20 protein-coding genes and 1 pseudogene are annotated in these 20,820 nt (G+C 71.7%); 13 read left to right on the top strand and 8 right to left on the bottom strand.

Going from position 1 to position 20,820, the window contains the following annotated elements; all coding sequences use genetic code 11:
• Nucleotides 1-12 precede the first annotated feature (12 nt).
• The 4 genes and pseudogenes from AB0I88_RS12950 to AB0I88_RS12935 all read left to right on the top strand — a co-directional run.
• Nucleotides 13-363, top strand: a complete 351-nt coding sequence (locus AB0I88_RS12950; protein ID WP_361022190.1) for a hypothetical protein — start codon at nt 13-15, stop codon at nt 361-363.
• On the top strand, nt 360-1,007 hold the full coding sequence (locus AB0I88_RS12945) for a hypothetical protein (RefSeq protein ID WP_361022187.1): 648 nt from the start codon (nt 360-362) through the stop codon (nt 1,005-1,007). Before AB0I88_RS12950 ends, AB0I88_RS12945 begins: the two co-directional genes overlap by 4 nt.
• 536 nt (nt 1,008-1,543) lie before the next feature.
• Nucleotides 1,544-2,161, top strand: coding sequence for a hypothetical protein (locus AB0I88_RS12940; protein WP_361022184.1), 618 nt, complete (start codon nt 1,544-1,546; stop codon nt 2,159-2,161).
• A 67-nt stretch (nt 2,162-2,228) separates the two neighbouring features.
• Nucleotides 2,229-2,372 (top strand): annotated as a pseudogene (locus AB0I88_RS12935) (SDR family NAD(P)-dependent oxidoreductase); the annotation flags it as partial.
• Between the two features lie 20 nt (nt 2,373-2,392).
• Here the strand turns inward: AB0I88_RS12935 and AB0I88_RS12930 are convergent.
• From AB0I88_RS12930 to fdxA, 4 genes are read right to left on the bottom strand one after another with little or no spacing between them, the layout of a single operon-like run.
• Nucleotides 2,393-3,640, bottom strand: a complete 1,248-nt coding sequence (locus tag AB0I88_RS12930; RefSeq protein WP_361022181.1) for a DUF4407 domain-containing protein — start codon at nt 3,638-3,640, stop codon at nt 2,393-2,395.
• A 50-nt stretch (nt 3,641-3,690) separates the two neighbouring features.
• Entirely contained in the window at nt 3,691-4,338 is a 648-nt protein-coding gene (locus tag AB0I88_RS12925; protein WP_361022178.1) for an SIMPL domain-containing protein, read from the bottom strand.
• Between the two features lie 15 nt (nt 4,339-4,353).
• Nucleotides 4,354-5,460 (bottom strand): succinyldiaminopimelate transaminase, encoded by a 1,107-nt coding sequence (dapC, locus tag AB0I88_RS12920; RefSeq protein WP_361022344.1) that lies wholly within the window; start codon nt 5,458-5,460, stop codon nt 4,354-4,356.
• The gene (gene fdxA / locus AB0I88_RS12915) at nt 5,457-5,783 is read right to left on the bottom strand and encodes a ferredoxin (protein ID WP_220142767.1); all 327 of its coding nucleotides are present in this window, start codon (nt 5,781-5,783) and stop codon (nt 5,457-5,459) included. Before fdxA ends, dapC begins: the two co-directional genes overlap by 4 nt.
• 82 nt (nt 5,784-5,865) lie before the next feature.
• Here fdxA and AB0I88_RS12910 point away from each other — a divergent pair, with 82 nt between their 5' ends.
• Nucleotides 5,866-6,825: a GNAT family N-acetyltransferase gene (locus AB0I88_RS12910; protein ID WP_361022174.1), complete on the top strand. Its 960-nt coding sequence runs from the start codon at nt 5,866-5,868 to the stop codon at nt 6,823-6,825.
• On the opposite strand, the gene AB0I88_RS12905 is transcribed toward AB0I88_RS12910, so the two are convergent.
• From AB0I88_RS12905 to mshB, 3 genes are all read right to left on the bottom strand, one after another.
• Nucleotides 6,826-7,293: a hypothetical protein gene (locus tag AB0I88_RS12905; RefSeq protein WP_361022171.1), complete on the bottom strand. Its 468-nt coding sequence runs from the start codon at nt 7,291-7,293 to the stop codon at nt 6,826-6,828.
• 69 nt (nt 7,294-7,362) lie between these two features.
• Nucleotides 7,363-7,815: a hypothetical protein gene (locus tag AB0I88_RS12900; RefSeq protein ID WP_361022168.1), complete on the bottom strand. Its 453-nt coding sequence runs from the start codon at nt 7,813-7,815 to the stop codon at nt 7,363-7,365.
• Nucleotides 7,812-8,687 carry an N-acetyl-1-D-myo-inositol-2-amino-2-deoxy-alpha-D-glucopyranoside deacetylase gene (gene mshB, locus AB0I88_RS12895; protein WP_361022164.1) on the bottom strand — a complete coding sequence of 292 codons (876 nt, stop codon included), beginning with the start codon at nt 8,685-8,687 and terminating at the stop codon, nt 7,812-7,814. The genes AB0I88_RS12900 and mshB overlap by 4 nt, the downstream gene beginning before the upstream one ends.
• A gap of 93 nt (nt 8,688-8,780) precedes the next feature.
• Between mshB and AB0I88_RS12890 the strand changes: the two genes are divergently transcribed.
• From AB0I88_RS12890 to AB0I88_RS12860, 7 genes are all read left to right on the top strand, one after another.
• Nucleotides 8,781-10,538 (top strand): prolyl oligopeptidase family serine peptidase, encoded by a 1,758-nt coding sequence (locus tag AB0I88_RS12890; RefSeq protein WP_361022161.1) that lies wholly within the window; start codon nt 8,781-8,783, stop codon nt 10,536-10,538.
• 31 nt (nt 10,539-10,569) lie between these two features.
• On the top strand, nt 10,570-12,006 hold the full coding sequence (locus tag AB0I88_RS12885; protein WP_361022158.1) for a TldD/PmbA family protein: 1,437 nt from the start codon (nt 10,570-10,572) through the stop codon (nt 12,004-12,006).
• Nucleotides 12,003-13,454 carry a metallopeptidase TldD-related protein gene (locus AB0I88_RS12880; RefSeq protein ID WP_361022155.1) on the top strand — a complete coding sequence of 484 codons (1,452 nt, stop codon included), beginning with the start codon at nt 12,003-12,005 and terminating at the stop codon, nt 13,452-13,454. The genes AB0I88_RS12885 and AB0I88_RS12880 overlap by 4 nt, the downstream gene beginning before the upstream one ends.
• A 176-nt stretch (nt 13,455-13,630) precedes the next feature.
• On the top strand, nt 13,631-14,422 hold the full coding sequence (locus AB0I88_RS12875; protein ID WP_361022152.1) for a hypothetical protein: 792 nt from the start codon (nt 13,631-13,633) through the stop codon (nt 14,420-14,422).
• A gap of 87 nt (nt 14,423-14,509) precedes the next feature.
• Nucleotides 14,510-16,405 carry a fumarate reductase/succinate dehydrogenase flavoprotein subunit gene (locus tag AB0I88_RS12870; RefSeq protein ID WP_361022149.1) on the top strand — a complete coding sequence of 632 codons (1,896 nt, stop codon included), beginning with the start codon at nt 14,510-14,512 and terminating at the stop codon, nt 16,403-16,405.
• Entirely contained in the window at nt 16,402-17,373 is a 972-nt protein-coding gene (locus AB0I88_RS12865; RefSeq protein ID WP_361022146.1) for a succinate dehydrogenase/fumarate reductase iron-sulfur subunit, read from the top strand. Before AB0I88_RS12870 ends, AB0I88_RS12865 begins: the two co-directional genes overlap by 4 nt.
• A 437-nt stretch (nt 17,374-17,810) precedes the next feature.
• A complete protein-coding gene (locus AB0I88_RS12860) occupies nt 17,811-18,380 on the top strand; it encodes a GNAT family N-acetyltransferase (protein ID WP_361022143.1) in 570 nt (189 codons plus the stop codon).
• Nucleotides 18,381-18,414: 34 nt separating this feature from the next.
• Here the strand turns inward: AB0I88_RS12860 and AB0I88_RS12855 are convergent, their stop codons facing one another.
• Nucleotides 18,415-19,158 (bottom strand): TetR/AcrR family transcriptional regulator, encoded by a 744-nt coding sequence (locus AB0I88_RS12855; RefSeq protein ID WP_361022140.1) that lies wholly within the window; start codon nt 19,156-19,158, stop codon nt 18,415-18,417.
• A gap of 89 nt (nt 19,159-19,247) precedes the next feature.
• Between AB0I88_RS12855 and AB0I88_RS12850 the strand changes: the two genes are divergently transcribed.
• Nucleotides 19,248-20,813 carry an MFS transporter gene (locus AB0I88_RS12850; RefSeq protein ID WP_361022137.1) on the top strand — a complete coding sequence of 522 codons (1,566 nt, stop codon included), beginning with the start codon at nt 19,248-19,250 and terminating at the stop codon, nt 20,811-20,813.
• The last annotated feature ends 7 nt before the right edge of the window (nt 20,814-20,820 follow it).

Below are 20,820 nucleotides of genomic sequence, written 5' to 3'. Positions count from 1 at the left end.
GAAGTTGATCTCATGAAGGGCACGGCGGTCGTGATGGAGGTGAGCGGGAGCCCGATCGGGGGTCTGCATCCGGGGGCCGTGCGGCGCACCCGGGTGACGGTGACCAATCCTTTTCCGTTCGCGATCGCGGTGCGGTCGGTCGAGGCCCGGGTGGCCTCGACCTCGGAGCGCCGGTGCCGGCCGGTCGACGCCAACCTTCAGGTCGGCACCTACCTGGGCGTACTGCCACTCAGCGTCCCGGGAAACGGCCGGAAACCGGGCGGAGAGTTCGAGGTGACGATGCCGAACACGGTGGTCGACGCGTGCCGGAAGGCGTCCTTCAAGCTGGTGTTCACCGCCACCGCGACCAGGGTGGACCGGTGAGACGACGGTCCGCGGCGGCGATCGTCGTGACGGGAGCGGTGGCGGCGATCGCGGCCGGCAGTGGGCTCAGCGCCTGGGCCGCCTGGACCGTCAGCGCCGCCTCGGGACAGGCCGTTCTCAGCGGGGGCACACTGCCGGGAGTGAAGAAGCCGGATGCGGCGCTGGTCGGCGAGGTGCCGACGGTGAGCTGGGAGGCGGTGAAGCTCGGAACGGGGCAGGCGGTCGGCGGGTATCTGGTGTTCCGAAACGACGGGAACGACCGGTCGGAGGTGTGCCGAGTCGCGGCCACCGCCCTGACCTGCGCCGATGACGCTGCCGAGGTGGGGCGGGCGGTGACCTACACCGTCCACGCCACGGCCGGGAACCGCTGGGTGGGACCGCCCAGCCCGATCAGCGACCTGGTCATCCGGCCGGCCGGCCGGCTGGCGCCGAGTCCGGCGGCCGGCGCACCGAAGCCGCCCCCGAGCGCCGGGAGCCCCGGGACCAGCGGAAACAGCAGCGGAGCGCAGGCCGGGAAGACCGCCGGGCCCGGCAAAACCAGCAACACACCGACACCCGAGGCCGCGTCGTCGCCGTCCACCGAGGCCACCTCCGCCACGCCGGCACCGACGACAACCGCGCCGGAGACCGCCGATCCGCAGTGACCCGGGCCCGCCGACGGCGGCCGGGTGGGAATCCACCGGCCCGCGTGACCGGGCCCGGGCGGCTGGGGCCACCTCGGTCCACAGCGACCCGGGCCTCGCCGGCGGCGGGCGGGTGGAAACCGCCTCGGCCCACAGCGGCCCGGCGCGGGCGGTGGGGCCACCTCGATCCGCCGTGGTCGGCGCGGCGAGTGGGCCCCGCGGCGCTGGCCGGAGTGATCTTCGCGGATTTGGTGGAATCGCGCGGGCGGACGACGCGGATCCGGGCTGGACAAACCGGTTGCGGGCGGCCGGGGGCCGGATCGGTGGACAGCGGTGGGGCCCGATTCCATCACCCCGCGGGGGTAAACCGGATGGGCAGACCTGTCCGATTTATGCGCCAGAACGGCGGACGGAAAACCGATCACATCGGACATCTCCATCGGGGAACGTTGTATGAGCGCCGAATCCGGCATCATTCCCACCGGCCTTCGAGGAGGAACGAGCCGCATGCCCGACCTGAGCCATCCCCGCGCGGCTGCCACCACCGAGGTTGTCTCGTGAATCGGCGCGATGTCCTGCATGGCTTCACCGGGGACGAACTCCCGCGTACCGATCATGCGCATCTGGAGCTCGACGCGGCCGACCACGAGGAACCCACCTGGGAGGTTCGGCATCCGGGACCGCGGCGCAGGTTCGATCGGCGGGCCCGGACCATCCTCACCGCCGCGGCGGTCGCGGCCCTGCTCGCCAACGCCGGGGCGGCCTGGGCGTACTGGCGGTTCAACGGGCCGGAGAAGGACCACCTGCCGCCGGCCGCGACCAGCGTGGAGATCGCGTTGACCGCGAAGTCGGACAACAGCCGGCCGCTGCTGCCCGGTGACACCGGCAACCTGACGGTCACGGTGACGAATCAGCATCCGGTGCCGGTGCACATCACCACGATCATGGCCGCGCCGGGGCAGGTGGTCGCGGACTACGAGCACCGGGAGGCGGGCTGCGTCGACCCGCCGGTGGAGATCAACCAGAAGAGCATCGCGGTGTCGTGGGAGGTGCCGCGGAACACGATCGGGGCGTTCCCGGTGGCCGGGGCCCTGACCATGCGGGCCGGCGCTCCGGCTGCCTGCCGTGGCGCCACCTTCACGATTCCGGTGCGCGCGCAGGCCGTACGCCCATAGATCCGGTGCGCGCGCAGGCCGTACGCCCATAGGTCTTGAAAGTCCGGCGGCGGTCAACTCTGACGGCATGACTGTCTCGGTGGTGACCGGCGCGAGCGCCGGAATCGGGCGCGCGGTGGCCCGTGCGCCGGCGGCGCGGGGCGACCGGGTGGCACTGCTCGCGCGGGGCGCGGAGGGTCTCGCGAGCGTGGCGGAGGAGGTACGCCGTGCCGGCGCCACCGCGCCGCGGGCTCACACGTTGATCCGGTGCCGTGGGATGGGCCGCTCGATGGTGGCCGGATCGACCACGACGGCGTCGTGCAGCACGTGCCGGGCCCGGTCGGTGGCGACCCGGGCCAACTGTCCGTCGTGGCTGGCCGCCTCGATGCCGTCGGCGATCACCTTGGCGGTGGCCTCGCCGTAGGTCCGTGCGTCGTGGATCTCCCGTTCGTGCATGAGGGACGCCTCGTGCTCGCGGAGCCGGCCGGCCCGTGCCTCGGCCCGCTCGTACGCGTTGCCGCGGGACACCAGTTTGAGCCCGACGGCCGCACAGTCCAGCGCCACCAGCAGCAGCGCGATGCCCAGGTAGAAGACGCCGACGCCCCAGAAGTCGGTCTTCACGAGGTGCCACATGGCGGCGGTACGGGCGCCGAACCCGGAGTCGCCGCGCACCACCTCGGCGTTGGCCGCCCGTTCCGCGGTGATCATCTCGACCAGCCGGGTCTGTTCACCGGCCCGGGCGATCCGCCCGGCCCGCTGGTCGCGCTGCAACTCGGCGGCCTGCCGGTCGAGTTTCGCGGCCTGGTCGTCGAGGGCCCGGGAACGCCGGACCAGGTCGTGGCAGTAGCCGCCGCGCGGGCAGCCGGGGCTGTGGGTGACGCCGTGCCCGGCCGAGTCGGCGAGCGCCTGCCGGTAGAGCAGCCGGGCGTCCCCGCGTTTCCCGGCGGCCCGGTCGTTGAGCCGGCGGATCGCGGCGTCGTCGGCGGCGTTCTCCCGGCGCAGCTCGGCCAGCCGGGTGGTGTGACCGGCGACGGCGCCGCCGGCGTCGAGCCGGGCCAGCTGGGCGCTGTGCACGGCGGCGAGGTGGGCGTCGATCTCGCCGCGGTACCGGGCCAGCATCAGCGGCTCGGTGATCACCACGGCGAAGAGCAGGGCGAGGCTGAGCCGGCCCAGGTAGAGCCCGAGGGTGGGCGGTCGCAGCAGGTGCCGCGGGTCGGCCGAGTCGAGCTGCTCGTAGTTGATCGTCACCCGGCCCACGACCGCCCGGTCGTAGGCCACCACACCGATCGCCACCAGCGGACCGACCACCCATTGGTACCAGGGATGGGCGTATCCGGAACTGGCGTCGATGAACGCGGCGCCGCCGACCGTGGCATAGAGGAAATAGAGCAGTATGAAGACGCCGATCGATCGGTACAGGACACGGTCGGAATGCGTCGTCACGCTCTGCGGATTCACGTTCGCCACCCGCAGCAGCAGGTGCCCGAGGCCCTTGCGCATGGTGCCGAGTCTGGCCGACCCGGCCGCCGCACGTTGCCGGAATCGGCGGATCAGGCCCCGGGCAGGGTCGGCTCGGTGATGGTGACGCGCAGCAGCACCCGCGCCTCGACACTCTGCGTCTCCGGCGACAGGTCGAAGCCACCGGTGTCCTCGGCGGCGCCGATCGCGAAGGCCGCGGACCGCATCACCGGGTGGCCGCCGGCCGCGTCCGCGTCGGCGATCTCGACGATCCGGTCCAGCTCGGAACCGACCGCCTCGGCATACTCCCGGGCCCGGGCGAGGGCGTCGGCGACGGCCTCCCGGCGCACGTCGGCGCCGGCCCGGTTGCCCGGCCGCAGCTGCCACCACGGGCCGGAGATCGAGACCAGATCCTCGCCAGCCAACCGGTAGAGCAGCTCACCGAGCGACTCGAAGTCCGTGACGGTCACCGTCGTGGAGATCGATCCACGGTACGCCTCGGCCCGCTTGCCGCGCCGGTCGTACTCCGGGTTCATCTGCAGGCCGGTGGTCTCCCGGCGCTCGACGGCCTGGGCGAAGCGGTCGAGCAGGGCCGCGGTTTCGGTCGCCCGCTGGTTGATGCGGGCGACGAGGGCGGCCTTGTCGCGGTCCACCGCGGAGACCGTCACGGTGAAGACGGCCTGCTCCGGGGGGACTTCACGGCGTGCCTCGCCGTGGACGGTGACGATCGTCTTCTCCACGGCGAGGCGCCCCTTTCAGTCGGTGAACGGCTCCGCGAGGCGGTCGGCCGCGGCCGCCACCCGCTCGTCGGTGGCGGTCAGAGCGATCCGCACGTGACGGGCGGCCGCCGGACCGTAGAAGGCGCCGGGCGCGGCGAGGATGCCGCGCCGGGCCAGCCGGTCCACGGTCGCCCAGCAGTCCTCGTCGCGGGTCACCCACAGGTACAGGCCCGCCTCCGAGTGGCTGATCTCGAAACCGGCCTTGGTGAGAGCGGTCCGCAGGGTGTCGCGACGGGACGAGTACCGCGAGCGCTGCTCGGCGACGTGTGTCTCGTCGGTCAGGGCGGCGATCATCGCCGCCTGCACCGGCGCCGGGACGATCATGCCGGCGTGCTTGCGCACCGCCAGCAGCTCGCCGACCAGCGCCGGGTCGCCGCCGACGAACCCGGCCCGGTAACCGGCCAGGTTGGAACGCTTGGACAGGGAGTGCACGGACAGCACGCCGGTGTGGTCGCCGCCGGTCACCTCACCGGACAGCACCGAGACCGGCGTGCTCTCCCAGCCGAGCGACAGGTAGCACTCGTCGCTGACCACGGTGACGCCGCGCTCGCGCCCCCAGTCGACCACCTTGCGCAGGTGCTCGACGGGCAGCACCCGGCCGGTCGGGTTGGACGGCGAGTTGATCCAGATCAGCTTGACGCGGCGGTCCGGGCCGAGCGCGGTGAGCGAGTCGGACCGGATCACCTCGGCGCCAGCCAGGCGGGCGCCCACCTCGTACGTCGGGTAGCAGACGGAAGGGATGACCACCACGTCGCCGGGGCGGACCCCGAGCAGCGTGGGCAGCCAGGCGACCAGCTCCTTGGACCCGATCGTCGGCAGCACGGCCGGCTCACCGGAGGCGCCGCACTCGCGGGCCAGCCACTCCGCGATCGCGGCACGCAACCGTGGCGTGCCGGCGGTCAGCGGGTAGCCGGGCGAGTCGGAGGCGCCGGCCAGCGCCTCCCGGACGGCCGGCGGAACCGGGTCGACCGGGGTGCCGACCGACAGGTCCACGATGCCGTCCGGGTGGGCGGCGGCGACGGTCTTGGCCGGCTCCAGCAGATCCCAGGGGAAGTCCGGCAGGGCCGACGAGAGGGCGCTCAGTGTGCGTCCCCGCGCGGCGGCTGGGCGGCCACGAACGTCGCGTCCTTCTCGATCTTGCCGACCTTGGACGCGCCACCGGGCGAGCCGAGGTCCTCGAAGAACTCGTAGTTGGCGTTCGTGTAGTCCTTCCACTGCTCCGGGACGTCGTCCTCGTAGAAGATCGCCTCGACCGGGCAGACCGGCTCGCAGGCCCCGCAGTCGACGCACTCATCGGGGTGGATGTAGAGCATCCGATTGCCCTCGTAGATGCAGTCGACCGGGCACTCCTCGATGCATGCCTTGTCGAGAACATCGAGGCAGGGCTCAGCGATGATGTAGGTCACTGGTCTTTCCCTTCAAAGCCACGCCGCGGAACCGCCGACGACAAATTGCAGAGCCTAGTATTCCTGCCGAGGGAGGTAATGCGTGCTCCGACAGCAGGATGTGGGACACCGGGTGGTGGTACGGCGAATTGTAGGCGTAACCGCGGACCGCACGCTCTTCACGGATGCCCTCGGCGAACTCGTCGACCTCACCGAGACCGATCTCACACTCGCGACGGACAAGGGCACGCTCCGGGTGCCGCTGCGTGAGGTGCACCGGGCCAAGCGGGTGCCTCCGGCGCGCCGCCCGCACGCCGCCGCGGTGATCGCCCTGGAGATGGCCGCCGACGAGGCGTGGCCGGCCCCGGTCCGCTCCCGGCTGGGCGGCTGGCTCCTGCGGGCCGCCGACAACTGGACCGGCCGGGCCAACTCGGCCCTCCCGGTCGGCGATCCGGACCGCCCGCTCGAGGCCGCCATCGACGCGGTCGTGAAGTGGTATCAGGAGCACGGCCAGCGGCCGCTGATCAACACGCCGATGCCGCTCGCCGCGCCGGTGAGCTCGGCACTCGACGAGCGCGGCTGGACGAGCCGGCCGCTGACCCTGGTGCAGACCGCCCCGCTGGCGCCGCTGATCGCCCTGCCCGCCGACACCGGCCTGCCGCCGGTGGAGCTGGCCGACGCGGCCGGCGACGATTGGTATGCGATGGTCGCGCAGCACAAGGGCGCCCTGCCAGCGGCCGCGATCCGCATTCTGAACGGCGTACCGGAAAGGGTTTTCGCTCAGGTCCGCGACGCGGAGGGTGACCTTCTCGCGGTGGCCCGGGGCGCGGTGACCGGACCGGACCGCTGGCTCGGCGTGTCGCTGGTGCAGACCGTGCCGGCCGCCCGCCGTCGCGGGCTGGGCCGGCACGTGATGCGCGGGCTGGCGCGGTGGGCGTCGCAGCGTGGGGCGACCCGCGTCTACCTGCAGGTGGAGGAGCGGAACGCGGCGGCCGTGACGATGTACGGGCGGCTCGGGTTCAGCACCCACCACACCTATCTGACGCGCGAGGCGCCGCTCTAGCTAGCGGCCGACCACCCGGCGCGGGCGGGCCTTGCGGGCCTCGGTGAAGGCCTTCAGCGCCCGGGAGCGGTAGTCGCGGCCCAGCACCACCGCGGTCCAGTAGCCGAGCAGGATGCCGACGATCGCGCAGGCGCCGTAGATCCAGACCTGGGAGAAGAAGTCGCCGGCGCCGTTGGCGAACGGGCCGTCGCCGCTCAGGAACGGGCCCACCAGGACGGTGAGGGCCATGCCGCCGAGAGCGCCGAACGCCACGTCGGGCAGCCAGCCGGCCGGCTTCTCCCGCTGCGAGCGGACGAAGGCGAGGACCGCGAGAGTCAGCCCGATCGCCAGGAACATGACGATCGTGGCGATGCTCTGTGCGTCGTCCTCGCCGTCGAACGCGAAGCGGATCACCAGCCGGGCCACCGCGTTGATCGCGAACAGGCCGAGCGCCAGCGCCGTGATCCTGAACCAGCGCTGCTGCCTCATCTCGCCCTCCAGAAATCGTGCCGTGTAAATCTTCCGCCGGACATCTTCGCGGATGACACACGGTGTTTCCTAGAGGCTTCCGGAGAGTCCGCTGTGAGCCGGCGCCGCAACGGGCGGCGGTTTCAGGATCAACCGGTACGAGAACATCGCGAACGTCAGGCTGCCGGCCACCATCGTCACGAGGAAAACCCAGTTCGTGCCGCCGACCAGGTAGTCGCCGCCGGAGGTCCGGACGCCGGAGGCGGCCAGCATCACCAGCGTCCACACCGCCCACGGCACGGCGACCGCCCAGCGGCCGGCGGTCGTGCACGCGAACCAGGCGAGCGCCAGGTTCGCCACGACGGCCGCCGGGATGGCCAGCGGCAGGGGGAAGCCGCTCCCCTCGTACGGCGAGTCGCCGGCGAGCAGGGCTCCGATCGCGCCCACCCGCAGGGCGCTCAGCTGCGTCTCCAGGACCGCGGTGACGACCGCGGCGACGAGGGCCACCGCCGTCCCGGCGGCCCGGATCGTGGTGTCGATCATCTGCCGGCCGTGTCGAGACCGGCGAACAGGTCGTTCTCCCAGCCGTACGGCCCCGAGCCGGGCCCGCGGTCACCCTTGGCGAGCGTGTAGTACTCCACGCCCATGAACTCGCCGCCGAAGTCGCCGGCGATCCCGTACAGCCAGGAGTTGTCCGGGATCTGGGTGGCGTGGGCGCGCATCGCCGCGGTCTTCTTGGCGTAGTGGTCGGTGCCGTCGATCCGGGCCGCGATCTGCTCGTCGGGCGTGCCGAACGGCAGGTCCTCCGGCTTCTCCACGTCGGCGAACGGGTTGCTCTCCGCGCCGCGGAACGCCTCCATGCCGTCGATCAGGACGCTCAGTGGCATGGCGGTCCAGTAGATCTTCTCCGGGCCGTCCGGGCCGGCCAGCTCGGCGGCGCGCATCGCGACCCGGTGGGCCTGGATGTGGTCCGGGTGGCCGTAGAAGCCGTTCTCGTCGTAAGTGATCATGACCTGCGGGCGGATCTCCCGCATGATCTCGACCAGGTGGGCGGCCGCCTCGTCCAGATCGGCGCCCCAGAACGCGCCGGGGTGCTCGTTGGTCGGCAGGCCCATCATCCCGGAGTCCCGGTACCGCCCGGGGCCGCCGAGCATCCGGTGGTCGGTGACGCCGAGAGCCGCGTTGGCCCGCTCCCACTCGACCAGGCGGTAGCCGCCGAGCTGATCGGCGTGCGCGGCGCCGAGCCGGGCCAGCTCCGGCACGTGGATCTCACCCTCCTCACCGAGGGTGCAGGTGACCAGCGTCACATGAGCGCCGGTGGAGACGTAGTGCGCCATGGTGGCGCCAGTGCCGATGACCTCGTCGTCAGGATGGGCGTGCACCAGCAGCAGGCGGCGGGCGGGAAGGTCAGTCACGGCGGATACTGTACGCGCGACCACCGCCGAACTCGCTTCACCAGCCCGCGGTTTGCCCGGCGCGAGTCGCCCTTGATCGGCGATGCTGGGGGCGTGGAGTCCCCTAACGACGTGACCGTCGGGGCCGACGGCGCCCGAGTCGTGTTCCTCCGATCCGGCGAGTTGTGGCTGTTCGACGTGGCCACGGGGACGGAACGGCGGGTCGGCGCGGGGCCGGTCGGCTCGTACGCGGCCGACCGCGACGCCCGCACCGCCGCGATCCTGCGCGACGGCGAGCTGTTCCGCGCCGACCTGGTCGGGGGCACGGTCGCCGCGGTGCCGACCGCCGCTCCCGCCCACGACGCCCGCCCGGATCCGCTGGGACTGCGGATCGGGTACGTCACCGATCCCACCGGCGCGGCGGCGCTGCACGTCACCGGGCCGGACGGGGACCGGCTACTGGCCGGCGAGCCGGGCAGCGCGTGGCGGGAGCACGGCGGCACGATCGCCTGGGGGGTGCCGGGGCGGGCGGCGGGCGAGTTCGGGCGGGACCGGGGCTGGTGGTGGTCCCCGGACGGGACCCAGATCCTCGCGGTACGCAGCGCCCGTACCGTCAGCCTGCACCTGCTCGACCTGGACCTCGGCTGGGTGGACGTGCACTGGGACCGGGAGACGTACCCGTACCTGGCGCAGGTGCGCTGGTCCGGCGGCGGGCCGCTGATCACCGTGCTGCGCCGGATGCAGCAGCACGGGCTGATCCTCTCCATCGACCCGCGGACCGGGGAGACCCAGGTGCACGCGGAGCTCGCCGACGCCCGCTGGGTGGAGCCCATCCCGGGCACCCCGCGCCATCTGCCGGACGGCCGGGTGCTGGTCGGCGGCGAGCTCGCCCACGACGGCTTCGACGCCCGCTGCCTGTTCGCCGACGGCAGCCTGCTCACCCCGCCCGGCCTCTACGTGCGGCGGGTCGCCGGGACGCTGCCACGCGACGGCGGACCGGCCGGGGCGACGGACCTGATCGTCGAGGGCAGCCTGGGGGATCCGGCGGTCCGGGAGGTGTTCCGGGTCCACACGTCGCTGGGCGGCGGCGGGCCGGAGGTGAGCCGGGTGGCCGTTCTGGGCGCGACGGACCATGTCACCGTCGGTGGGGACGTGCTGGTCGCCGGTGCGCGGGTGTGGCGCGGGGACCGGTGGGTGGCGACGTTGCGGTCGTCGGCGCCGGAACCGCCGTACCGCCCGGATCCGGCTCTGGAACGGGTCACCGACCGGCGGTTACCGGCCGCCGTGCTCTATCCCACCGGCTTCGTGGCCGGGACGAGGCTGCCGGTCCTGGTCACCCTGGGCGAGGGGCCCGGGCATCAGCAGGTGCTCGCGGACCCCGCGGCCTGGCAGGAGCGCCGGCGCTGGGCCGACTCCGGCTTCGCCGTCGTCAGCATCGATTCCCGGGGTACGCCCGGAGTGGCGCCCAGTTTCGAGAAGGCGGTGCACCGCCGGCTGGCCGACGTGGTCCTCGCCGATCAGGCCGACGGCCTGTACGCGCTGCACGGCAAGCACCCGGACCTGGATCTGAGCCGGGTCGCGGTACGCGGGCACGGGCTGGGCGGCTGGCTGGCGGCACTGGCCGTGCTGCGCCGTCCCGAGGTGTTCCACCGCGCGGTGGCGAGGGATCCGGTCACCGACTGGGCCGACCTGCCGGTCCCGCTGGCCGAGCGCTACCTGGGCGACCGGGCCGACGCCGCCGACGTCTACGCCCACCACGCCCTGGCCGGCGCCTCCCCGCACGTGCTGCTGGTCGGGGCGGAGCTGCCCGGGTTCCGATCGGTCCCGAACGCCGGTTTCGAGGAGGAACGGGCCTTCCTGCTGGACCGCTGAAACTGTCGTACCCGGCGCATAGGGTCGTTTCATGACCCACTTCGATGAGGCGGGTGCGGCGGTGCAGGCCGCGCTCGACGCCGGTGCCCGCTATGCCGACGCACGCGTCATGGTGCGGCGGACCGAGGCCATGTCGGCACGTGACGGCGATGTGGAGGATCTGAGCTTCGACGAGAGCGCCGGCCTGGGCGTCCGTGCTCTGGTCGGGTCGAGTTGGGGCTTCTTCGCCGTCCCGGATCTGTCCGGCCCGTCCGCTCGCGCGGCCGGCGAGCGAGCCGCGCGGATCGCCGCGGCCAGCGCGCTGGTCCGTGGCCCGGCCTCCGATCTGCTGCCGTCGCCGGCCGTCTCGGCGAGCTGGGCCGGCGACTGCGTGATCGACCCGCTCGGGGTCCCGCTGTCCGGCAAGGGCGACCTGCTGGTCCGGGCCACCGCCGCGGCGAAGGCGGCGGGCGCCGACATGGCCGAGGCCGACTACGCGATCTGGGACACCCGCAAGTGGTTCGTCTCCAGCGAGGGCCACCGCATCGACCAGCACATCCGCGAGTGCGGCGCGGGCGTCACGGCGATCGCGATCGGTGACGGCGAGGTGCAGCGGCGGTCCTGGCCGTCGCACCGTGGCCAGTTCGGCACCCGTGGTTGGGAGCTGGTCGAGGAGCTCGACCTGGTCGGCAACGCGCCACGGATGGCCGAGGAGGCCCGGGCCCTGCTGACCGCGCCGCTCTGCCCGTCCGGCGAGACCGATCTGGTGCTCGGCGGCGAGCAACTGGCGCTGCAGATCCACGAGTCGGTGGGGCACGCCATCGAGCTGGACCGGATCCTCGGCTGGGAGGCGGCCTTCGCCGGCACCAGCTGGCTGGATCTGAGCCGGCTGGGCTCGCTGCGCTACGGCTCCGAGCTGATGAACATCACGATCGACCCGACCTTCCCCGGCGCGCTCGGCAGCTTCGGCTTCGACGACGAGGGCACCCCGGCCGTCAAGCGGCACGCGGTCCGCGACGGCGTCTGGGTGGGTGTGCTGGCCGGGCGGGACTCGGCGGCGATCGCCGGGCTGGACTACGCGGGCAGCGTCCGCTCCGACGGCTGGTCCCGGCTGCCCATGGTGCGGATGACGAATGTCGGTCTGGAGCCCGGGCCGCACACCCTCGACGAGATCATCGCGGCCACCGACGACGGGGTCTTCATGGATGTCAACCGCTCCTGGTCGATCGACGACCGCCGGCTGAATTTCCAGTTCGGGTGCGAGATCGGCTACGAGATCAAGAAGGGGAGGCTGGGCCGGATGCTGCGCAACCCGACCTACACCGGGATCGGCCCACGGTTCTGGCAGTCGATGGACATGCTGTCCAGCGAGACCGTCGCCTGGGGCACGCCGAATTGCGGCAAGGGGCAGCCGGGCCAGATCGGGCACACCGGCCATCCGGCCGCACCGGCCCGCTTCTCCGGCGTCCGGGTGGGGGTGCGCGCATGAGTGAGATGCGTTCGGCAGACGAGCTGGAGCTCGCCGTCCGGGTCGTCGAGCTGGTCCGGGAGCTGGGCGGGAGCGGCTGTGAGGCCGAGGTCAACGTGCGGCACGAGGCCGAGGCGCTGACCCGCTTCGCGAACTCGGCGATCCATCAGAACGTGGCGTCGGCCACCACCGACGTTCGGCTGCGCCTGCACACCGACGGCCGGACGGCCGGTGGCTCCACCACGCTGACCGGGCCCGACGGCCTGCGCACTCTGGTCGAGCGGACCCTGGCCGCGGCCCGGGTGAGCCCGGCCGACCGGTCCTGGCCGGGTCTGGCTCCGCCTGCGCCGCCGCGGCTGTCGGCCGGCCATGCCGGCTCGGGTGAGCGGTCCGGGCTGGGGTTCGGCTTCGACGAGGCGACGGCCCGGGCCGATCCGGCGGAGCGGGCCGCGCGGGTCCGCGACTTCGTGGAGGCGGCCGGCGGCCTGGAGACGGCAGGCTACTGCCGCACGCTGTTCGTGTCGGCCGCTTTCGCCAACTCCGCGGGCCAGGCCGTCCACGGGCGGACAGCGGAGGCCGCGATGGACGGCATCGCCCGCACGGCCGGCGCCGACGGGGTGGCCCGGCTGGCCGCCGCCCGGCTCGCCGACCTGGACGGCGCGGTGCTCGGGGCCCGCGCCGCCGCGAAGGCCCGCGCCGCGGTGGGCCCGATCGAGCTGCCCCCCGGTGAGTACGAGGTGGTCCTGGAGCCGGAAGCGGTCTCCGACCTGCTGAAGAATCTCGCGGTCTTCGGCTTCGACGGCCGCGCCCACCACCAGCGGCAGAGTTTCGCCGAGCCGGGCAAGGAACAGTTCGACCCATCGGTGACCATGGTGGATGAGCCGCTCGGCAGCCGCGAGGAGCCGGCCGCCGACCTGCCGTTCGACGACGAGGGCACGCCCCGGCGGGCGCTGGTGCTCGTTCGTGACGGGGTGACCGCGGCGGTGACCCACGACCGCACGTCGGCGGCGCTGGCGGGAGCCGAGTCGACCGGGCACGCGTCGCCGTCGTCCCGCTCGTGGGGGCCGCACGCCCGGCATGTCCGGCTGGAGGCGGTTCCCGTCTCCGGCAACGGCCCGCCGGCCGGCGGCACGGCGCCGATCGCCGACTCGGCACGGCCGCTGGTCGCCCGGATGCGCCGGGGCCTGCTGGTCACCGATCTCTGGTATACGCGGGTGCTCGACCCGAAGACCCTGGTGATCACCGGTCTGACCCGCAACGGCGTCTGGCTGGTGGAGGACGGCGAGATCACCGCTCCGGTGAGTAATCTTCGCTTCACCCAGTCCTATCCGCGGGCGCTCGCGCCGGGCCGGGTGCTGGGCATCGGCGCGTCGACGGTGCTGCTGCCAGAGCTGTGGGGCCGGGCGAGGTATGGTGCTCCCGCCCTGCATCTGGCCGCGTGGAACATCACGGGCAACGCCTCCGGGTAGGTCGATCGACCTACACAATCCGGGACGGTGTTTTGTGACCCGGCCCCGCACCACGTGCGGGACCACCGGCGTAACGTGTGCCCCACATCACTGTCGCGGCACGACGCGAAGCGGGGTAGCAGTATGTCCGGACAACGTCGCCCGAGACCCTGCACACGGCACTGTCAGGAGATGGAATGACGACGACGGCATCACGGCCGGGCGACGGCAAGGCACGCGCGGCGATCTCCGCGCGCACGCTGCGCACCGACCGCTGGTGGCTTGCACCCCTGGTGACCTTTATCGGACTCACCTCGTGGGTCACCTACGCCACCGTCCGGGTGTTCATGCACGACTTTTTCTGGGTCGGGGAGTACCACTACCTCACCCCGTTCTACTCCCCGTGCATGACCGACCGATGCGGTGACGCGGCGATGTTCGGCACCCCACTGCCGAACTTCTTCCTGCTCCCGGAGGCGGCGTTCACCCTGCCGCTTCTACTGATCTTCCGGTTGACCTGCTACTACTACCGGAAGGCGTACTACCGGGCGTTCTGGTTGTCGCCGCCGGCCTGCGCCGTCCCGGACGGCCACAAGACGTACTCCGGTGAGACCCGCTTCCCGCTGATCTTCCAGAACGCGCATCGGTACGCGTTCTACGCCGCCGGAATCATCTCGGTGATCAACACGTGGGACGCGGTCGTGGCACAGACCACCGGGCTCGGCCTGGGCAACGTGATCCTCTGGGTCAACGTGATCCTGCTCTGGGCGTACACGCTGTCCTGCCACTGCTGCCGCCACATCACCGGCGGCCGGCTCAAGCACTTCTCCAAGCACCCGGTGCGTTACCGCTTCTGGACCCTCGTCTCCAAGCTCAACGCCCGGCACATGCAACTCGCGTGGATCACGCTCGGCACCCTGGCGCTGACCGACTTCTACATCATGGGTCTGGCCGCCGACTGGTACTCCGACCTGCGCTTCATCAGCTGAGGAATCCCCCATGAGCAAGCTTACGAGCGAATCATCAGGCACAGTTGAGCGCTCGTCGCGCAGCCGGAGCGAAGCGGCGGTCATGCGATGAGCACCAAGATCGAACGACACCTGTACGACGTCGTCGTGATCGGCGCCGGTGGCGCCGGACTCCGCGCGGCGATCGAGGCCCGGCTCGCCGGGAAACGGACCGCGATCATCTCGAAGTCGCTGTTCGGCAAGGCCCACACGGTGATGGCCGAGGGTGGCGCCGCCGCCGCGATGGGCAACGTCAACTCCAACGACAACTGGATGGTCCACTTCCGCGACACCATGCGCGGCGGCAAGTTCCTGAACAACTTCCGGATGGCCGAGCTGCACGCCAAGGAAGCCCCGGAGCGGATCTGGGAGCTGGAGACCTACGGCGCGCTGTTCGACCGTACGAAAGACGGGAAGATCTCACAGCGGAACTTCGGCGGCCACGAGTACCCGCGACTCGCCCACGTCGGCGACCGCACCGGTCTGGAGCTGATCCGGACCCTCCAGCAGAAGATCGTCTCGCTCCAGCAGGAGGACTTCGCCGAGACCGGCAGCTACGAGTCCCGGATCCGGGTCTTCCAGGAGACCACGATCACCGAGCTGATGCTCGACGGCGACCGGGTGGCCGGGGCGTTCGGCTACTACCGCGAGACCGGCGAGTTCCTGCTCTTCGAAGCGCCGGCCGTGGTGCTGGCCACCGGCGGGGTGGGCCGCAGCTACAAGGTCACGTCGAACTCGTGGGAGTACACGGGCGACGGCCACGCGCTGGCCCTGCGCTCCGGCGCGACGCTGATCAACATGGAGTTCCTCCAGTTCCACCCGACCGGCATGGTCTGGCCGCCCAGTGTCAAGGGCATCCTGGTCACCGAGTCGGTCCGCGGCGACGGCGGGGTGCTGCGCAACTCGGCGGGCAAGCGTTTCATGTTCGACTACGTCCCCGACGTCTTCCGCAAGCAGTACGCGGAGACCGAGGAGGAAGCCGACCGCTGGTACACCGACCCCGACAACAACCGCCGCCCACCCGAGCTGCTGCCGCGTGACGAGGTGGCCCGGGCCATCAACAGCGAGGTCAAGGCGGGCCGCGGCAGCCCGGCCGGCGGCGTGTTCCTCGACGTGTCCACCCGGATGCCGGCCGAGCAGATCATCCGGCGGCTCCCGTCGATGCACCACCAGTTCAAGGAGCTGGCCGACGTCGACATCACCAAGGAGCCGATGGAGGTCGGGCCGACCTGCCACTACGTGATGGGCGGAGTCGAGGTGGAGCCGGACACCGGCGCGGCCCTCGGCACGGTCCAGGGGCTGTTCGCGGCCGGCGAAGTGTCCGGTGGCATGCACGGGTCCAACCGGCTGGGCGGAAACTCGCTCTCCGACCTGCTCGTCTTCGGCAAGCGGGCCGGTGAGCACGCCGCCGCGTATGTGGACGCGCTTCCCGTACGGCCGAAGCCCGCGAAGGTCGACGTGGCCGCCGCGGCCGAGGTGGCACTGGCGCCGCTGACCCGCACCGGCGGGGAGAACCCGTACACGTTGCAGCAGGACCTGCAGGCGGTGATGGGCGATCTGGTCGGCATCATCCGCCGCGAGGGCGAGCTGACCGACGCGCTCAAGCGCCTCCAGGAGCTGAAGGTGCGGGTGGCGAACGTGAGCGCCGACGGCGGCCGCCTCTACAACCCCGGCTGGCACCTCGCCATCGACCTGCGCAACATGCTGGTCGTCTCGGAGTGCACGGCCAAGGCCGCGCTGGAGCGCGAGGAGTCCCGCGGCGGCCACACTCGCGAGGACTTCCCGAAGATGGACCCGCAGTGGCGGCGCGTCAACCTGGTCTGCTCGCTCGACGAGACCGGCGAGGTGCACCTGGAGCGAAAACCGGTCCCGCGGATGCGCAGCGAGCTGATCGACCTGTTCGACCGCAGTGAGCTGGCGAAGTACATGACCGATGAGGAACTCGCCGAGGTGGAGGCAGAGTGAAACGCCACTTTCGTGTCTGGCGCGGCGACCCGTCCGGCGGCGACCTGCGCGACTTCGACGTCGAGGTGCACGAGGGCGAGGTCGTCCTCGACATCATTCACCGGCTGCAGGCCACCCAGGCGCCGGATCTGGCGTGCCGGTGGAACTGCAAGGCCGGCAAGTGCGGCTCCTGCTCGATGGAGATCAACGGCAAGCCGCGGCTCGGCTGCATGACCCGGATGTCGACGTTCGACGAGGACGAGACGATCACGATCACCCCCGTCCGAACCTTCCCGGTGATCCGCGACCTGGTGACCGATGTCTCCTTCAACTATGAGAAGGCGCGGGAGACGCCCGCGTTCGCACCGCCGCCCGGCGTCGCCCCCGGCGACTACCGGATGCAGCAGGTCGACGTGGAACGCAGCCAGGAGTTCCGGAAGTGCATCGAGTGCTTCCTCTGCCAGAACACCTGTCACGTGATCCGCGACCACGACGAGAACAAGCCGGCCTTCTCCGGCCCGCGCTACTTCATCCGGGCCGCCGAGCTGGACATGCACCCGCTCGACGACCGCACGGACCGCAAGGACTATGCGCAGGCCAGCCAGGGTCTCGGCTACTGCAACATCACCAAGTGCTGCACCGAGGTCTGCCCCGAGCACATCAAGATCACGGACAACGCGATCATCCCGATGAAGGAACGCGTGGTCGACCGCCGCTACGACCCTCTGGTCTGGCTCGGCCGCAAGATCTTCCGCCGGGACGGCATGGAGTCGGCGTCGGCGAAGCCGCCGACCGTCAACCCGTCGATGTCCAGCGCCCGCCTCCCGGAGACCGCCCCCGTCGGCCCGGACGGCCACATGGACATCGCCGAGCTCCTCGCCCCGCAGCAGGGCGGCCTGTCCCCCTTCGGCGAGGACATCGAGTTCCCCCTCCCGCCGGAACAGCTCTCCTACCACCACCCCGACCCGGAGAAACCCACCGACCACTGACGGGCGCGAGCGAGGCGGCGGGCTCCCCCTCGCCGTCTCGCTTCAACCCCGTCCCGGTACGCGGTGATCCGCCCCGCCGAGATTCCCCGTCCCCGGAAGCGCCACGCGATCAAGCGCCGCGCAAGGCTGTGCCGCGCCCACCGGGCTGGAGCGGGGTGGTCACCCCGCCTTCGGCTTCCGGTCCCCTGTTCCCGGCACTCCCGGGCCTTCTCCGGTCCCCTGCCTCTCCACCGCCCCGGACTCCCAGAGCTCCCGCCGGCCCGCTACCTGCCCACCGGCCCGGACTCCCAGAGCTCCCGCCGGCCCGCTACCTGCCCACCAGCCCGAGTTCCCAGAGCTCCCACCGGCCCGCTAGCTCCCCACCAGCCCGAGGTCCTGGGTCTTCCCGGCCGTGTGAGCGCGGGCGTTCGCGCCCGCCGAAGGCCTAGAGTCGCAGCGTGCCTCTGCTCACCACACCGGCGCTTCCGCCGGGTTCGCTGTCCGCTGCGACGCAGCCTGTCATCGACGGTGAAGGGCTGCGGTTGCGGCCCTGGCGGGAGGGCGACGCGGACGCGGTGGTGGCGGGTTTCGCTGATCCGGCCGTCCGGCGGTGGCACTGCCGGAGCCTGTCCCCGGCCGAGGCACTCGTCTGGATCGCACAGTGGCCGGCCCGCTGGCGTGCGGAGACCGACGCGGGCTGGGCGATCGTCGAGGGCGGGCAGGTCGTCGGCCAGACCGGCCTGCGGCACATCAGCCTCGACGAGGGCCTCGCACACATCTCCTACTGGGTCCTCCCGGCCGCCCGCGGCCGCCGAACCGCACCCCGGGCTCTGGTGGCGCTGACCCGGTGGAGCTTCACCGAACTCGGCCTGCACCGCCTGGAACTGAGCCATTCCACGCAGAACGCCGCCTCGTGCCAGGTGGCCCAGCGCTGCGGTTATCTCCTGGAGGGCACCAAACGCAGCGAGGCCCGCCACGCCGACGGCTGGCACGACATGCACCTGCACGCCCGTCTGTCGACCGACTGACCCGGCTGGTTGATCTCGGTGAGCGGCGGCGCGGTCAAGCGGCTGAGGCGCTGCCCGCGTGGCCGGACCGCCAGAGGTCGAGGCCGTCGAGGATGCGCTCCAACCCGAACGCGAAGCTCTGATCCCAGATCTGGTCGGGGTCGAGTTCGGTGACGCCGCTCTCCTGCCGCCACCGTGCATAGTCCGGATAGTCGCGCGCATTCTCCTCCAGGAACGGCTCCAGTTGCTCGCGGATCTTCGCGGCCGACTGCCCGGATCGCTGCACTGCCGCGGCGACCGCGGCCTCGGTGGTGGCCGCTCCGATGACGTGCGCGGTGATCAGGGAGTGCACGTGTGACAGGGCTGATCCGGTGAATCCCGCCGCGGACAGCAGCGCGACGCTGCGGTTGCTCATCCGCATCACGTTGGGCCCGATGGTGGGCCGCACCCCCAGCAGCCCGATCACCCACGGATGGCGCAGCAGCATGGCCCGCATGCCGTTGGCCATCACCGACACTCCCACCCGCCACGGGGTGTCGCCCGGCTCGGGCACGTAGATCTCGCCCATCACCTGGTCGACGGCCAGTTCGAGCAGATCGTCCTTGGTCGCCACGTGCCAGTAGAGCGAGGTGGCGCCGGAGCCGAGCCGTGCCCCGAGGCGGCGCATGCTCAAGCCGGCCGCCCCCTCGGTGTCGAGCAGCTCGATCGCCGTGCGCACGATCTGCTCCCGGCTGAGGGTCGGTTGACCGGTGCGTGGGCGGGCCTGGCGCGTCCACACCGAGTCGGTGAATTCGGGCATGAGGTCATCTTAGAGCGACTCGCACACTGTTCGACTCCACTGGTACGGTGTTCGAGCGAACTAGAACGCCGTACGAGAGAGGACTGTCAATGCCCGACCGTCACCCCCGCCGCTGGCTGATCCTGGGCGTGCTGTGCCTGAGCCTGCTCGTGGCAGTCGTGGACAACATGGTGCTCAACATCGCCATCCCGGCGCTGATCCGCGACCTCGGCGCGAGCCCCTCCGAGATTCAGTGGATCATCGACGCCTACATCCTGGTCTTCGCCGGCGCGCTGCTCACCGCGGGCAGCCTCTCCGACCGGCATGGCCGCCGCCTCGGCCTGATCACCGGCCTGGTGATCTTCGGTGGCGCCTCAGCACTGGCCACCATCTGCGAAACCCCGGGCCAGCTGATCGCGGTCCGCGGACTGATGGGCCTGGGCGCCGCTTTTCTGATGCCGGGCACCCTGGCCATTCTCACCACGGTCTTCGACGAGGACGAACGCAAGAAGGCGATCGCGATCTGGAGCTCGGTGCTGATGCTCGGCGCGATCGGCGGCCCCACCCTGGGCGGACTGCTGCTGGAGCATTTCTGGTGGGGATCGGTCTTCCTGCTGAACATCCCGATCGTGTTGCTCGGCATCCTGGCCGCTGTGCTGATCATCCCCGAGTCACGGGGCCCGGCCACCCGGCCCGACATCCTGGGCGCCCTGCTCTCCACGGTCGGCATGGCCGCGCTGGTCTGGGGCGTCATCTCGGCTCCCGAGCACGGCTGGGAGTCGGCGCACACCACCGGCGGCTTCCTCATCGCCCTGGTGGCCCTCACCGCCTTCGCCCTCTGGGAGCGCCGCGTCGCCGAGCCGATGCTGCCGCTGTCCCTCTTCCGGGACCGCAACTTCCGGGGCGCCAGCCTGTCGCTCGTGCTGCTCTCCTTCTCCACCGGTGGCGTGATGCTGGCGATCACGCAACACCTCCAGTTCGTCCTCGGGTACGAACCGATCCGGGCGGGCACGGCCTTCATCCCGATGATCGTGACGACGATGGCGTTCAACGGGGTCGGCGTGGTGGTGGACAAGAGGTTCGGTGCCCGGGTGGCGCTGTCGGCCGGACTCCTGCTCGTCGCCGGCGGTTTCGCGATCCTCTCGTCGCTGGATGCGGGCGATGGATACCTGATGCTGGCCGCGGCCCTGGTCGTCATCGGGATGGGCGGTGGAGTGGCGGCACCGGCCGCAGTGGGAACGCTGCTGAGCGCGCTGCCGCCGGAGCGCGCCGGAGTCGGCTCGGCTGTCAACGACACGGTGCAGCAGATCGGCACGGCACTGAGCGTGGCGATCCTGGGCAGCGTGCTGACCACGGCATATCGCGCGTCGATGCCCGCGGAGGTCACCGGCCCGGCGCGCGACTCGCTCGGTGACGCGCTCGGGGTGGCCACGGCGACCGGGAACACCGGCCTGGCCGAGACCGCGCGTGCCGCTTTCGTGGACGCCATCGCGGTCACCTCTCTCATCGGCGTGGTGGGTGGGATCGCGGCGGCGGCGCTGGCCGCCGCGGTGTTGCGCCCGAAGCCTGCCACGGATCCGGAGGCGCCCGGCCCGTTGTCCACAGAAGCCGAATCAGCGACTTCGTTGTCCACAGGTCTGGAGGCGAAGGCCGTGGAAATCGAACGCCAGTACTAACATGGCG

This window comes from Actinoplanes sp. NPDC049802 (assembly GCF_040656595.1).
Classification (GTDB): domain Bacteria; phylum Actinomycetota; class Actinomycetes; order Mycobacteriales; family Micromonosporaceae; genus Actinoplanes.
Note: the sequence above shows the minus strand (reverse complement) of the source record. Positions and strands in the feature narration are given on the sequence as shown.

Bases quoted from the DNA above. Each gene is read 5' to 3' on its own strand.
- AB0I88_RS12950 (WP_361022190.1), top strand. From the start codon at position 13: ATGAAGGGCACGGCGGTCGTGATGGAGGTGAGCGGGAGCCCGATCGGG.
- AB0I88_RS12930 (WP_361022181.1), bottom strand. From the start codon at position 3,640: ATGCGCAAGGGCCTCGGGCACCTGCTGCTGCGGGTGGCGAACGTGAAT.
- AB0I88_RS12905 (WP_361022171.1), bottom strand. From the start codon at position 7,293: ATGAGGCAGCAGCGCTGGTTCAGGATCACGGCGCTGGCGCTCGGCCTG.
- AB0I88_RS12900 (WP_361022168.1), bottom strand. From the start codon at position 7,815: ATGATCGACACCACGATCCGGGCCGCCGGGACGGCGGTGGCCCTCGTC.
- AB0I88_RS12885 (WP_361022158.1), top strand. From the start codon at position 10,570: ATGACCCACTTCGATGAGGCGGGTGCGGCGGTGCAGGCCGCGCTCGAC.
- AB0I88_RS12880 (WP_361022155.1), top strand. From the start codon at position 12,003: ATGAGTGAGATGCGTTCGGCAGACGAGCTGGAGCTCGCCGTCCGGGTC.
- AB0I88_RS12875 (WP_361022152.1), top strand. From the start codon at position 13,631: ATGACGACGACGGCATCACGGCCGGGCGACGGCAAGGCACGCGCGGCG.
- AB0I88_RS12870 (WP_361022149.1), top strand. From the start codon at position 14,510: ATGAGCACCAAGATCGAACGACACCTGTACGACGTCGTCGTGATCGGC.
- AB0I88_RS12855 (WP_361022140.1), bottom strand. From the start codon at position 19,158: ATGCCCGAATTCACCGACTCGGTGTGGACGCGCCAGGCCCGCCCACGC.
- AB0I88_RS12850 (WP_361022137.1), top strand. From the start codon at position 19,248: ATGCCCGACCGTCACCCCCGCCGCTGGCTGATCCTGGGCGTGCTGTGC.